Source organism: Phyllobacterium chamaecytisi (genome assembly GCF_020164455.1).
In the GTDB taxonomy this organism is placed as follows: domain Bacteria; phylum Pseudomonadota; class Alphaproteobacteria; order Rhizobiales; family Rhizobiaceae; genus Phyllobacterium; species Phyllobacterium chamaecytisi.
The window spans coordinates 132,962-145,617 of the sequence record NZ_JAIQWW010000012.1; the positions used below are offsets into that span (position 1 = coordinate 132,962).

The following is a 12,656-nucleotide window of genomic DNA, read 5'->3' on the forward strand; positions in this document are numbered from 1 at the left end:
TCCTTGGAAAATCCAAGTGAGGGGGGTACTACGATGATTGCAGATCCCCTCTCTTGCGATTTCTGGCACTTAGCAAAGGCTAAGCTGCTGAAATCGCTTTCTCCCCCACTAGGGGGGAGATAAGTGCCGCCTACGCCTTCGCTGCGCCCCGGAAAGCGACGAGCATCAAGATCAGGCTGGCGATGGCATTCCAGCCGGCAAAGGACAGGCCAAATACGCGCAGCGCGGCGGTATCGCATGCGGGCGGGTGAATGGCGTTCATATCCTTCAGAAGATTACCCGCATCGGTGGTGATCGACATGGATACCGCGGTGCAATCCGTCGGTCCGGCCCAGAATTTCCATTCAACGCCCGCATGGAAGATGGCGAGGCCGAGGCCGATGAGCATGAGGAGCCCCCCAAGTGCCAGCAGGAGACGTGTAAGGCTCGCTGGCCATTTCAGGCTGGACGAGACAACAGCCAATGCCATCAGCGGAATGCCGGCATAGTAGGGAAAGCGCTGTTCCAGGCACAATTTGCAGGGCAGATAGCCGCCGATATATTGAAAACCGAGCGCGGAACCGACCGTGAAAACCATTGCGACGAGGAGAAATACGGCCGTCCTGAAATGGATGGGGGAATTCGTTGCAGTCATACTATCTTGCCGTCCTCATTCATGGCGATGGGTTTACAACTGGGTGTAGTGGAACAGAGCATAGAGCAAAATCAGGACAAGCGCTGCCGCGCCCGCGATCAGGCCAAGCCGCTTTTCGATGAAGCCGCGAATAGGCTCCCCATACCGCCTCAACAGCCAGGCCAGGAAGAAAAAGCGCGCCCCGCGCGCAAGCACTGCCGAGATGATGAACAGCCAGATATTGATACCTGCCGCTCCCGAAAGAATCGTAACGACCTTGATCGGCGGCAGGTGGGCAAGGCCGGATGTGACGAGCAGGAGCAGGATCGCATCGGCGCTGGTCGAACCGCGCAATTGTTCGAAGGCATCGAGCTTGCCGTACATTTCAAGAATCGGCTTCGCCAGTGTTTCATAGGCGTAGTAGCCGAGCAGCCAGCCTGCTATCCCGCCTAGGACAGATGCGATGGTTGCCACCAGCGCGTAGCGGTAGGCGCGCTGCGGACGCGCCAGTGCCATCGGCAGGAACAGCACATCGGCCGGAACGAGGAACACCGAGCTTTCGATGAATGCGATGACGGCAAGCCAGACTTCCGCCGATTTGCGCGCAGCCAGAGACATGGTCCAATCGTATAGTCTGCGCAGCATCAAGTCGGTTCCTGTGGGGGAGGCAATTTTGAAAAGTCGTGTGATCTTTAGAGCAAACCGCGGCCAAATGGAATCGTTCCGCTCAATTTTTGCCAAGGCTGTCTTCCTAGCCATTCGCCTCTATTTGTCTCGTGCGGGCAGGGCAACACACGACTGTGTTACATTTAAGAAATCATCTTATTGCTGTTGACCGAAGGGTGGCTCTGCATGTATTTGGCTTTTCACGGTCGTGAGTTCACCCATGTCCGACGCTCTTGCGGCCCCCTTGGCGGAATTGGTAGACGCGCCTGACTCAAAATCAGGTTCCGAAAGGAGTGCTGGTTCGATTCCGGCAGGGGGCACCACTTTTTAAGGTAATATCGCTATTTTTCAATGGGTTATGGTTGCTCCGGCCTTCGCGATCCACCTTTGTATCCCTGTCAACAATTTGCTGTCGTGTTGCGTGACTACGGTAGAAAATTACCGGGGTGGCGAGATAGGCTCGACATACCGTTGCACGAGCACTTTCCCACCCTACTCCAGTCGCGAATATCCAGCAGTCGCATCTCGCAACGGCTAGCCTGCGGAAGGGCGGTCTCACCCCGAGAGTACGATAGAAAGTTGTTTCCACGAACATAAACATCATGTATACATGATGTTTATGATGAGACTACAAAAAGCTGGAAAGCTCTCTTCAATTGCGCCACCTGCCGAGGCGGCTCAGGATGTTGTTTACAGATGGTTGAAGCAGCATGTTCTGACATTGCCACGCCATGAAGCAACGTTTGTCACAGAGGCGGAGGTTTGCCGTGCGACTGGATCATCACGGACACCCGTGCGGGAGGCACTGTTGAGGTTGGAATCGGACGGATTTCTGCGAATTGTGCCCAAGAAGGGCGCATACGTAGCAGCGATAACCGAAGCCGATGTCGAGTCCGTGATGCAGGCCAGAGGGCTGGTGGAAGATTGGTGCGTGCGACGTGCGGCCCTTATAGGAGAGCCGCTGGCAGCGCTGTTGGACCAGTTCGTGGTTCGACAAGCTGAGTTGCAGCAAAGCCCGGTGACGTTCATCGAGTGCGATCGAGAGTTTCACCGGACGATTGTACGTTCTGCCGGGAATCCAATACTGGCGGATTTTTATGAAACCCTGCGGGATCGGCAATTGCGAATGGGGGTGCAGGCAATCGCTGCCTCTGAGGAGCGCACCAGTGTTGTACTGGTCGAGCATGCTGCCATCGTCGAAGCGATAAGGTCGGGCGATCCCGAACGCGCTGCTGCTTCAATAGCCGTGCACTTGTCAAATACGTTGCTTGCCATGCGATCGCCGGCAACGGCAGGCTGGGTGCGCAGCACAGCAGATACCCATGGAAGTCGGTTTTGATGACAATGAGGGTGCGATTGTTTGAGTTGTGGCCTGAAGTCCGGAAGTAGAGGCAGCCAAAGCGGTTCTCCTTCCTGATATTCGAACAAGGAGGAGGGGAAAATGGGTCTCGAGCCGGAAATGTCTTTCGATCAACAGGCGTTTCGGCAAGCTTTGGGCCAGTTTCCCACCGGCGTTTGCGTTGTGACATGCTCAGCGGGGTCTCAACAGCTTGGCATGACAATCAGCTCATTCAACTGTTTGTCGCTTGAACCACCCCTTATCCTCTTCAGCATCGATCGCAAGGCCGTAAGCCTCCCTCTATGGGAGAAGGCCGCGGGCTACGCGGTCAATGTGCTGGCCGAAAACCAGAAAGATATATCCAATCGGTTCGCGAAGTCTCGTTCAAACAAATGGGAAGGAGCGAAATTTGCGCACGGACAATTCGGTGCACCCTTGTTGCCCGGCGTTGCTGCGGTGTTCGAGTGCATTCGCAAGGCCAAATATACCGCTGGTGACCACATCCTTTTCATAGCGGAAGTACGGAGTTTCAATTCGTCAATTGACCGGATGCCACTTGTGTTCAGCAAGGGGCGGTATGCAGCACTCGAGTCAACCGAATTCGTTGCGCCACTTTGGCCGCTCGACATTCACTACTGACAGGGGAGAGGGAAATGATCAAGACAGGGGCAATGCACATTGAAACTCTGAGGGACGGCAGGCAGGTCTATATCAATGGTCAGTTGGCCGGAGATGTTACGATCCACAGCGCTTTTCGGCGCACAATTCAATCTATTGGAATGCTCTACGATTTTCAGTCCAGGGCGGACAATCTCGAACTGATGACGTTCGAAGTACCTGAAGCGCCGGGGGTGCCCGCCAACCGGATTTGGCAACTACCGCATAGCTACCAGGAGCTGTTGGAACGACGCAAGGCACTGGAGACTTGGGCCGAACTTCATGGCGGTTTTCTGGGACGTGCGCCGGATCACGTCGCCTCATGTGTCTCAGGCATGTATATGGGTATCGAGGTATTTCAGACCTATGACCCCACCCGCGCTGCCGCCCTTGCCGACTATTATCGATATGCGCGCGACAATGAGCTTTATCTCACCTATGTCATCATCAACCCTCAAGCCGATCGCTCAAGGGCAGCGCATGAGCAGCAGGATCCATTTCTGACTGCGGGCGTAGTCGATGAGGACAGCGAAGGCCTGACCATTCGTGGTGCCAAGATGCTGGCAACTGGCGGCATTATGGCAAATGAAGTGCTGGTGACCTGCATTCAGCCGCTTCGCGAGGGTGATGAACGTTATGCGGTTTCCTTCGCCATACCGATGAATGCCAAGGGGCTGAAAATTCTTTCGCGCAAGTCGTACGAGGAAAACGCTACGAGTGTTTTCGACAATCCGCTCGCCAGCCGCTTCGATGAAAACGATGCGGTCCTCTACTTCGATGATGTGAAAGTCCCGTGGGAACGCGTGTTCGTTAATCAGGACATTGAAATGACCCTGAAGCAGTTTCACACCACGCCAGCCCACGTCTACCAGAACTATCAGGCGCAGATTCGCCTGATGGTGAAGATGCGCTTCCTTGTTGGCGTCGCCAAGCGCATCGCGGAAACAAACGGCGTCATCAACTTCCCTCAAGTGAAGGAAACACTGGGTAGTCTGGCTGCCCACAACACAATGGTGGATGCGCTCGTGCATTCGATGGAGGTAAAGGGCCGAATGCACGGCGGTTACTTCGTTCCAGACGCACACACCTTGTACTCCGCCCAGGTCTTGACTCAGCAGCTTTACGCACAGGTCATGGTGACGCTGCGTGAGCTGGCGGGCGGCGGATTGATCATGCTGCCATCGTCGGTCTCGGACTTCGCAAATGGTGAACTGCGCGATCTGATCGGGAAAACGCAGCAATCGCCGGTTACATCCGCCGAGGGCCGCGTGAAATTTTTCAAGCTCGCCTGGGATGCAGTTGGATCGGAATTTGCATCGCGCCACACGCAATACGAGATGTTTTACGGCGGAGCTTCATTCGTGACCACAGGCCACAGCTTCCGAACGTTTGATTGGGATCGTTGCACGCAGCTGGTCGATCAAATGCTCGACAGCTATGCGCTGGACGATGAAATCAAAGAAAACCCTGTAGCCGCCTGAGGTATTCCATGCAGACCAAGGAGCACAAGGAATTCCACTCCGTGGACATGGAAGGCGAGGGCTGGCATTCGCCTCCCGGCTATCCGCCTGAGATCGAGCAAAAGATACTTTCCGGCAGTCTCGACGAAGAAAACATGATGGGAAGCCGGACGCGACTGCTTCGGTTCAAGCCGAGCGCCTACACAGCAATCGCGTTTGTGCACGATTATTGGGAGGAGGTATATCTGATCTCAGGAGATCTGATCGTTGGCGGACCAGATGCCCAGCATCAGACGACCTTCCTTTCCAACACTTATGCCTGCCGCCCACCCGGCGTCCGACACGGTCCCTTCGGGTCAGAGACAGGATGCCTGTTACTTGAGTTTCACTACTATCCCGACCCATCTTCGCCCAAAAAACACGTGCGATAGTACAATGGCGTCGGATTTGGACATGTAAGGTCGAGCGCTGCGAGGCTAGCTGCCGCTTATGACGCGAAGTGAACGTTAGTGAAGGTCTGCTGTAGATTGAAGTTGCCACCTTGTGTGTATTCAAAAGGCTCACGATGACGGATATATGATCATTTCATTGAGCGGAGGGCGTCACACTGGCCGCAAAAAGTTGCCAACTTCCAGGAACGTCGCGTAGCTTTGTCTCACCGCGGGCGTCAAATGCGACGCCAGCCCCGACGACCAGATCCTTCACGGTCCTCGACACCACGACTTCGCCTGGAGCAGTGTGATCGAGGATCCGAGATGCAAGATGCACCGCGATCCCGCTCAAGTCATGGCCGCGCTTTTCGCATTCACCTGTGTGCAACGCGGCTCGGATGTCGAGACCCATGGCGGACGCACGGTGGTGTATCGCGCAAGCGCATTGAATTGCCTTGGTAGGCCCTAGAAAAGTTGCCAGGAAACCATCTCCCGTGGTCTTGACCTCCGTGCCGTCGAAGCGGCGGAGCTCCATACGCACGGCATCGTCGTGGCGTTGCAGCAACTCCTTCCAGCTTTGATCGCCTAATTTGTTGGCAACGGAAGTTGAACCAACAATATCGGTGAACAACACCGTGAGAAGAACGCGCTCCGAAGCCTGCCGCGGCCGCATTCCAGTCAGGAACTCCTCGATTTCGTCGAGTGTTCGGTCAACGTCACCCGCCCAGATTACATGATCGTCGCCCTGCAATTCCACCCATTTGGCCCCTTGGATGTGGTCAGCGACAAAGCGGCCCTCATTGACGTTCACCCAGCGATCACCCGTCCGGTGCAGCACAAGTGTGGGGACATGAATGGCGCTCAAGATGCCGCGTACATCGATCTCGGTGTTCCATCGCCACAGTTCTATTGCATCCTGCGGGGAGGCTGAGTTCCGCAAATAGCCGGCAAGCCAGTCCCGCGCCTCCCGATCTTCGGCAAGGCTGGGTGCCGCATTGCTGAGGTCAAACGGACCGCCCCAATCGCGAGCGATTACCGCCAGTTCCTCCTCAACTTGCTCGCGTGTCTTGCCCCAGGGATAATCTTCCGACCAGATGCCCTTAGCGAAAGACCCATTTAGTACCAGTGCCGCGGTCCGCTCTGGATACGTCGCTGCAAACAACATACACATATTGCCGCCTTCGGACGTGCCAACCAGCGCCGCCCGGCGCGAACCAGCCGCATCCATAACCGCCTGCACGTCCTGCATTCGATCCTCAAGGGTGGGGAAGCCGACGCTCCGGTCCGATAGCCCCGTGCCGCGCTTGTCGAAAAGGATCAATCGAGCAAACCCACTCAGTCGCTCGAATACGTGCGCCATGCGCGGAAACGTCCAAGCATAGTCGAGATTGGAGACAAAGCCAGGAACGTAGATTATGTCGAGAGGACCATCGCCAATCACCTGATAGGCAATGTTCAGACCGCCGCTTCGCGCATATCGGGTGCTTGGATGCATGATGCCAGCATATCACGCCCGTCACCATTGTGAATTGGCCCAATTCTCCACAGGTGGAACGCGTTCATTTATCAGCGAAGGACCCAATACGGACACCGCACGCGGACGACGGGATGGATGAAGCCGTTCATGTCTGCTGCGCTTCGAGCGCGTCGCAAAGCAAGGCTTTTTAGACCCTGATCCCAGGCATGCATGCAGCCGCTCCGAACGCAAGGGAGCCAATAGACTGCGAAGAGAAGCGTGACCCGCGTGAACGACCAGGCTGCCGGAAAATTAGAAAAAAGCTTGACCCAAATGCCCGATTAAAGAAGCGAATATTGTGAATGTCCGCAAGTGGCGCAAAGCGGACTTACATTCTTTATGTCGATACCGATGCCGACTGTTCGGATCAGAAGCGGCACGGTCGATTGATTGTAGGCGCGCTTCTATCCCCGCATAACAGGTCGTAATATACTGAAGTCCAGTATGGCCTTCAAGGCTACTACCTGTTCGCTATGAAGGGAGACACCTATGGTTGAAAACCAGTCCCCAATCGGCCCTGACCTCACACAGGGCGTTCCTGTGACTGCCCTCGACGGAGGGAAGCTCCTTGGTCATGTCGGCCAAAAGGATGTTCTTCTTGTGCGCGTAGAGGAAGAGATATACGCCATCGATGCTTATTGCAGCCACTATCATGGACCCCTCATCGACGGGCTAGTGGTGGAAAGCACGGTGCGCTGTCCCTGGCACCACGCATGCTTCGATCTGCGCAGCGGCGAAGCTATCCGTGCGCCGGCTTTAAGCTCATTGTCGTGCTGGCGCGTCGATAAGCGAGATGGACATCTCTTCGTTCAACATAAGCGCGATGACCAAAAACAGGCACAGCCATCGCAATCGGCCGCGCCGGAACGCATCGTCATCATTGGTGGTGGTGCGGCGGGTTTTGCCGCGGCGGAAATGCTTCGCAGGCGGGATTTCCAAGGCAGCATTGTCATGCTGAGCGCGGACTCCGCAGCTCCGGTCGACCGACCGAACCTTTCGAAGGATTACCTGGCGGGCAGTGCGCCCGAAGAATGGCTGCCGCTGCGGTCGGACAAGTATTATAGCAAGGCGCAAATCGACCTCCGCCTTCGTACGGAAGTCACCTCCATCGACACTTTCTCAAGACATGTCGTGACTGCTGGCGGCGAGAAGATTCCCTATGATCGGCTGCTCCTGGCAACCGGTGCAGAACCAGCGCGCTTGACCATACCCGGCGCGGATCAGACGAATGTCTATACGTTGCGTACGCTCGATGACAGCCGCGCCATCATCGCTGCAGCCAAGAGCGGTCGACGTGCCGTCGTGATCGGGGCCAGCTTTATCGGGCTCGAAGTTGCGGCCGCTTTGCGCGCACGCGGGATCGAAGTTCACGTCGTCGCTCCGAGCAAACGGCCGATGGAGCGAATTCTCGGACCGGAGATGGGGGACTTCATCCGGGCCCTCCATGAAGAGCATGGCGTCATTTTTCATCTCGAAGACGCGGTGACGGCGATTGAAGGTTCAAAAGTTCGGCTCAAGAGCGGAGCCGTGCAGGAGACCGACTTCGTTGTGGCCGGCATCGGCGTGCGGCCGCGCCTCGCCTTGGCCGAACAGGCCGGCCTTGCTATCGACAACGGTGTTATGGTCAATGCCTATCTCGAGACAAGCGTGCCGGGGATCTATGCGGCGGGCGACATCGCGCGCTGGCCAGATCCGCATTCCGGTCAAAACATTCGCGTCGAGCATTGGGTGGTCGCAGAGCGCCAGGGGCAGGTCGCTGCACTCAACATGCTTGGGCAGCAGCAAAAGTTCGACGCCGTGCCTTTCTTCTGGAGCCAGCACTATGACGTCCCGATCAACTACGTTGGTCACGCAGGAAAATGGGATGAGATTGTCGTTGACGGTGACATCAAAGCGAAGGACTGCACGCTGCAATACAAAAACGGCGGACGGGTTCTTGCCACAGCCTCAATATATCGGGATATCGAAAGTCTGGAGACCGAGGTGCGTATCGAGCGCGAAATCGCTTAAAGTCACGCAATCCTGCGACCGTCGACTTTTTGCCCTCAGCTGCCGCCCACCTGTTGATCAGAAAGGACCGCGTGGGGTGGAGAGCCGACACGTCGGCGGCCAATTTAGCAAACATCAAGTGCGCTCTGCTTTCGCCGTCCATCAGACATGTACCTCGCCGTGCTCCTTCTTGTCAGAGTCGCCAGCGAGCAGGGCGGCGTAGGCGAGCCAGCAGTAGAAGGCAACTACCCCGAGCAATATGGCCCAGCCCGGTAACGGCCCGAATGCGGCGTTTGCGACGATCTCATGGAGTGATCGCGCAACATCGAGCGCCACTCCGTCATCCTGCAATTTAGGCGTCGAGATTTTCAATACCCAAGCCAGAAGCAGGACCAGGAACATCCATAGATAATTACGGCGCAACCGCCGCGACATTGCCGCTCGGATGGAGATCAGGAATTGCGGCTTGCGCAAATCTTGGCCGAGTAGGCGCGCCCAGTCGCTGTCCAACCCTGGCAGGGGTGCAAAGACCTGAGCAAAATAGTGTTTCTCCAGTCGGCGTACTCGTCCGCGGTAGACGTCGAAGAACCGATAGCGTCGCGCCTCGATGATCAGCAGAAGTTGCACCAGCACCATGGCGAACAAGAGCACGCCGTGATGCGACGTCGGCGATGACAACGACAGAGACAGCATTGCTGCAACGCCGGTAATGGCCCAGTTGGTTGTGCGGTCGATCCTGTCGCGCCATCCCGCCATGCGGCCCATCTCGGCGCGGTGATAATGCGCCAATACCGTGATGTACTCGGCTGATGTGGCTGGGAACGGCGGGATTGACCATCGAGCCGCGGTGTCGCTGACCGGCAGTTGTTCCTGAGCTTCGTTCATATCCACCTCCCAGCAAGATCCTCCCCCGTATTTAATCAACTGAATTCGCCAATAGTGGCGTTCTAGTTTCGTTCTGGAGGTTGAAGAGAGTCAAGAGAACTTAGAGTGGAAAATGCTCGTTCGATATTTTGAAGGCGTCACTGTTGAAGCGGATATGTTGGCAAGCACCGGGTTATCAACCCGGTGGGTCACGACATCGGCTACTTGCTTTGGTCCATTCAAATTAGCCTGAGGCAGATGGATCCAGGGGAGATGTGACGTTCGCTCTCCACCCTTTGCCATAGGCTCGAGCCTATGGCCGTTGAGCGACGTAGCCGTAGAAGTTGCTGGCACCGAAGAAGATACCCGCTACGGAGGCCTTCCGCCCGGGCATCCGTCTTTTGCTCAGTCATGACGCCGGATTGGTGCGAAGCGGACATTAAATGAATGTCCGCAAGTGGTCCGAAGCTGCCGTTTGGCGATCGTGGCGCGACTGACGGCTTTGCGCCCGCATCTCGGTCATTTCGCCGACCACGTCCACATCCTGCAAGCTGCCATCGTTATTCCCTCGCTTGAGGCCGCTTTGCGCAAGCGGACTTCCCGATCTGATGCGGATGGGCGACAGGCGCCTAAACGGTGCGAATGCGGAGTGACTTCAGCCAGTAGGCAGGCTAGGCTCGAATACCATTCTGCCAGCATGAAGAGCACGCCGCATGCCCCGCTTTCTCGCCGTCTACACCATGAAGCCCGAAGACCTCGCCCGCTTTCGCAGCCTGCCCAAGCCAGAGCAGGACGCGATCGACACCGTCGGGTTCAAGCAGTGGGTGGACTGGGAGGCGAGGAACGCCGCATCGTTACCCGATCGTGGCGGCATGGTCGGCAAGACGACGCGCGTGACAAAGGACGGCATCGCCGGCGCCGTGAATCCCTTCTGCGGCTACATCGTCGTTGAGGCCGAGACCATCGAGGCCGCCGCCCGTCTCTTTGAAAACCACCCGCATTTTTCTGTCTTTCCAGGAGACGGCGTGGACATCATGCCCTTCCTCACCGAACCCGCTTCCTAGCCCTTCGCCTGAGTCGCCGACCTCCGCTTCGCGCCGTCATAATTGTCATCGAGCCACCGATCTCTGGTACTGCAAGCGGACATGACCAGTACAACGCGCGTCCCAGTTGCGCCGATAACGGTCGTGCGGCCGAGCTTGGGGCGCACCGACGAGCGGTGTCGAAGTCGCTGGTGGTGTTTCGCTAATTATTGGGCACGGAACCCGCGGCTTCCGTCGATTGACTTGGCCGCGGCGCGATTCGTCATCGCGTCCCTGCTCCGGATTGATTGGGCGCCTGAGGGATGGAGAGACCCGTAAATCCTTGATCGACTGGGTAATTCATGTCTCTATTCAGCCTTCGATCGGGTGAGGCATGCTGCGGGGCCTCAAGCATTAGGGCGGCCTGCCACGCAGGTGCAGGGCTGGGCAACAGCAGAAGGTGGAACGGGCACTGTGCAAAAGAATTTCACTCGGGTCGGACCCGGCTATCCGCAGGTCGTCGTCCTCTTCGGTGCAACGGGCGATCTCTCCCGACGCAAGCTGCTGCCGGGCCTTTTCCATCTCATTAAGGCTGGCTTTATCCCCGGGTGCCGCATCGTCGGTGTCTCGCTTGATGAGATCGATGCCGACGGTTTCCGCGCCATCGCACGCGAGTCGCTCAGCAAGTTCCTGACCCGCAAATTCACCGAGACCGAATGGGAAGATTTCTCCTCATCGCTTGACTATGTCTCGCTTTCTGCCGGCGCGGACTTGCTGAAGGAAGCGGTGAACAGGGCAGAGGAGGCGCTTGGACCGGAAACGCGGCGCGTGCATTATCTCTCCGTGCCGCCGAGGGCGGCGCTTCCGGCCGTGCAGCTCCTTGCTGAGGCGAAACTCGTTGAGGGTTGCCGCATCATTATGGAAAAGCCGTTCGGCACGGACCTTGTCAGTGCGATGGAACTGAACAAGAGACTGCACGAGGTTTTCCACGAAAAGCAGATTTTCCGTATCGACCACTTCCTCGGCAAGGAACCGGCGCAGAACATCCTCGCTTTCCGCTTCGCCAACGGACTTTTCGAGCCAATCTGGAACCGCAACTTCATAAACCATGTGCAGATCGACGTTCCGGAGACGCTGGGGCTTTCCACTCGCGCGGCCTTCTACGAGACGACGGGCGCCTATCGCGACATGGTGGTGACTCACCTCTTTCAGATCCTAGCCTTTATGGCGATGGAGCCGCCCACGGCCTTGGAGCCGGCGCCGATCTCGGAGGAAAAGAACAAAGTGTTCCGGTCCATGCTGCCGATTGAGCCACGCAATGTTGTGCGCGGCCAATACATCGGCTACCGCAAGGAGCCGGGAGTTGATCCGGAGAGCGACACCGATACGTTCATCGCCCTCAAATGTGCCATCGACAATTGGCGCTGGGCGGGCGTGCCCTTCTTCCTGCGCACGGGAAAACGTCTTGCGGAGGGCCAGCGCATCATCTCGATCGCCTTCCGAGAGCCACCCAAATCGATGTTCCCGGCCGGCTCGGGCGTTGGGGCGCAAGGGCCGGACCACCTCACGTTCGACCTTGCGGATGCCTCAAAGGTCTCGCTGTCCTTCTATGGCAAGCGACCCGGCCCAGGCTTCAGGCTCGACAAGCTGTCGTTGCAGTTCGCAATGAGCGAAACCGGTCTGATCGGCGAAGTGCTCGAGGCCTACGAGCGGTTAATCCTCGACGCCATGCGTGGCGATCACACGCTGTTTACCACCGCCGAGGGTATAGAGCGGCTTTGGGAGATCTCGCAACCCCTCTTGGAAAACCCGCCGCCGGTGCGCCTCTATGATCAGGGCGGCTGGGGGCCGAAATCGATCCACCAGCTCATCGCGCCTCATGCCTGGCGCCTGCCCTTCGAGCGGGCTTGGCGAGATTCGGCGAAGGAGTAATCGGCGGACTTGTAAACATTTCCAGGCGACAAGAATGTCATGGAACTATTCACATAGTCTCAAGGCTGCTGGACGTAGCAATTGGCTCCGAAGCTTGATGAGAGGCTTCAGGATGATGGCTCTAGAGCAACATAAGATCGATTACGTTGCCCAGATCTTGGGAACCG

The 12,656-nt window shown here is 57.1% G+C and carries 11 protein-coding genes and 1 tRNA gene; 8 read left to right on the forward strand and 4 right to left on the reverse strand.

Annotated features, from left to right (window positions below; genetic code table 11):
* Nucleotides 1–130: 130 nt before the first annotated feature.
* Nucleotides 131–634 carry a disulfide bond formation protein B gene (locus LB462_RS18740; protein ID WP_224511108.1) on the reverse strand — a complete coding sequence of 168 codons (504 nt, stop codon included), beginning with the start codon at nucleotides 632–634 and terminating at the stop codon, nucleotides 131–133.
* A 33-nt stretch (nucleotides 635–667) separates the two neighbouring features.
* Nucleotides 668–1,258: a YqaA family protein gene (locus LB462_RS18745; RefSeq protein WP_224511110.1), complete on the reverse strand. Its 591-nt coding sequence runs from the start codon at nucleotides 1,256–1,258 to the stop codon at nucleotides 668–670.
* Between the two features lie 259 nt (nucleotides 1,259–1,517).
* Between LB462_RS18745 and LB462_RS18750 the strand changes: the two genes are divergently transcribed.
* The 5 genes from LB462_RS18750 to LB462_RS18770 all read left to right on the forward strand — a co-directional run bounded on the left by LB462_RS18750 (nucleotide 1,518) and on the right by LB462_RS18770 (nucleotide 5,166).
* Nucleotides 1,518–1,602, forward strand: a tRNA-Leu gene (locus tag LB462_RS18750).
* Between the two features lie 299 nt (nucleotides 1,603–1,901).
* The gene (locus LB462_RS18755) at nucleotides 1,902–2,618 is read left to right on the forward strand and encodes a GntR family transcriptional regulator (protein WP_224511185.1); all 717 of its coding nucleotides are present in this window, start codon (nucleotides 1,902–1,904) and stop codon (nucleotides 2,616–2,618) included.
* Between the two features lie 102 nt (nucleotides 2,619–2,720).
* A complete protein-coding gene (locus tag LB462_RS18760) occupies nucleotides 2,721–3,257 on the forward strand; it encodes a flavin reductase family protein (RefSeq protein WP_224511112.1) in 537 nt (178 codons plus the stop codon).
* 14 nt (nucleotides 3,258–3,271) lie between these two features.
* Nucleotides 3,272–4,756, forward strand: coding sequence for a 4-hydroxyphenylacetate 3-hydroxylase family protein (locus LB462_RS18765; protein WP_224511114.1), 1,485 nt, complete (start codon nucleotides 3,272–3,274; stop codon nucleotides 4,754–4,756).
* An 8-nt stretch (nucleotides 4,757–4,764) separates the two neighbouring features.
* Nucleotides 4,765–5,166, forward strand: a complete 402-nt coding sequence (locus LB462_RS18770; protein WP_224511116.1) for a cupin domain-containing protein — start codon at nucleotides 4,765–4,767, stop codon at nucleotides 5,164–5,166.
* A gap of 154 nt (nucleotides 5,167–5,320) precedes the next feature.
* Here LB462_RS18770 and LB462_RS18775 read toward each other — a convergent pair whose 3' ends face one another.
* Nucleotides 5,321–6,661: an adenylate/guanylate cyclase domain-containing protein gene (locus LB462_RS18775; protein WP_224511119.1), complete on the reverse strand. Its 1,341-nt coding sequence runs from the start codon at nucleotides 6,659–6,661 to the stop codon at nucleotides 5,321–5,323.
* A 510-nt stretch (nucleotides 6,662–7,171) separates the two neighbouring features.
* On the opposite strand from LB462_RS18775, the gene LB462_RS18780 reads away from it, so the two are divergent.
* Nucleotides 7,172–8,692, forward strand: coding sequence for an FAD-dependent oxidoreductase (locus LB462_RS18780; RefSeq protein ID WP_224511121.1), 1,521 nt, complete (start codon nucleotides 7,172–7,174; stop codon nucleotides 8,690–8,692).
* Nucleotides 8,693–8,833: 141 nt separating this feature from the next.
* On the opposite strand, the gene LB462_RS18785 is transcribed toward LB462_RS18780, so the two are convergent.
* Nucleotides 8,834–9,556 carry a DUF2270 domain-containing protein gene (locus LB462_RS18785; RefSeq protein ID WP_224511123.1) on the reverse strand — a complete coding sequence of 241 codons (723 nt, stop codon included), beginning with the start codon at nucleotides 9,554–9,556 and terminating at the stop codon, nucleotides 8,834–8,836.
* Nucleotides 9,557–10,248: 692 nt separating this feature from the next.
* On the opposite strand from LB462_RS18785, the gene LB462_RS18790 reads away from it, so the two are divergent.
* Nucleotides 10,249–10,599, forward strand: coding sequence for a hypothetical protein (locus LB462_RS18790; RefSeq protein WP_224511125.1), 351 nt, complete (start codon nucleotides 10,249–10,251; stop codon nucleotides 10,597–10,599).
* 432 nt (nucleotides 10,600–11,031) lie between these two features.
* A complete protein-coding gene (gene zwf / locus LB462_RS18795) occupies nucleotides 11,032–12,489 on the forward strand; it encodes a glucose-6-phosphate dehydrogenase (RefSeq protein ID WP_224511127.1) in 1,458 nt (485 codons plus the stop codon).
* The last annotated feature ends 167 nt before the right edge of the window (nucleotides 12,490–12,656 follow it).

Bases quoted from the DNA above. Each gene is read 5' to 3' on its own strand.
- LB462_RS18765 (WP_224511114.1), top strand. From the start codon at position 3,272: ATGATCAAGACAGGGGCAATGCACATTGAAACTCTGAGGGACGGCAGG.
- LB462_RS18780 (WP_224511121.1), top strand. From the start codon at position 7,172: ATGGTTGAAAACCAGTCCCCAATCGGCCCTGACCTCACACAGGGCGTT.
- LB462_RS18785 (WP_224511123.1), bottom strand. From the start codon at position 9,556: ATGAACGAAGCTCAGGAACAACTGCCGGTCAGCGACACCGCGGCTCGA.
- LB462_RS18790 (WP_224511125.1), top strand. From the start codon at position 10,249: ATGCCCCGCTTTCTCGCCGTCTACACCATGAAGCCCGAAGACCTCGCC.
- LB462_RS18775 (WP_224511119.1), bottom strand. From the start codon at position 6,661: ATGCATCCAAGCACCCGATATGCGCGAAGCGGCGGTCTGAACATTGCC.
- LB462_RS18770 (WP_224511116.1), top strand. From the start codon at position 4,765: ATGCAGACCAAGGAGCACAAGGAATTCCACTCCGTGGACATGGAAGGC.
- LB462_RS18755 (WP_224511185.1), top strand. From the start codon at position 1,902: ATGAGACTACAAAAAGCTGGAAAGCTCTCTTCAATTGCGCCACCTGCC.
- LB462_RS18740 (WP_224511108.1), bottom strand. From the start codon at position 634: ATGACTGCAACGAATTCCCCCATCCATTTCAGGACGGCCGTATTTCTC.
- LB462_RS18760 (WP_224511112.1), top strand. From the start codon at position 2,721: ATGGGTCTCGAGCCGGAAATGTCTTTCGATCAACAGGCGTTTCGGCAA.
- LB462_RS18745 (WP_224511110.1), bottom strand. From the start codon at position 1,258: ATGCTGCGCAGACTATACGATTGGACCATGTCTCTGGCTGCGCGCAAA.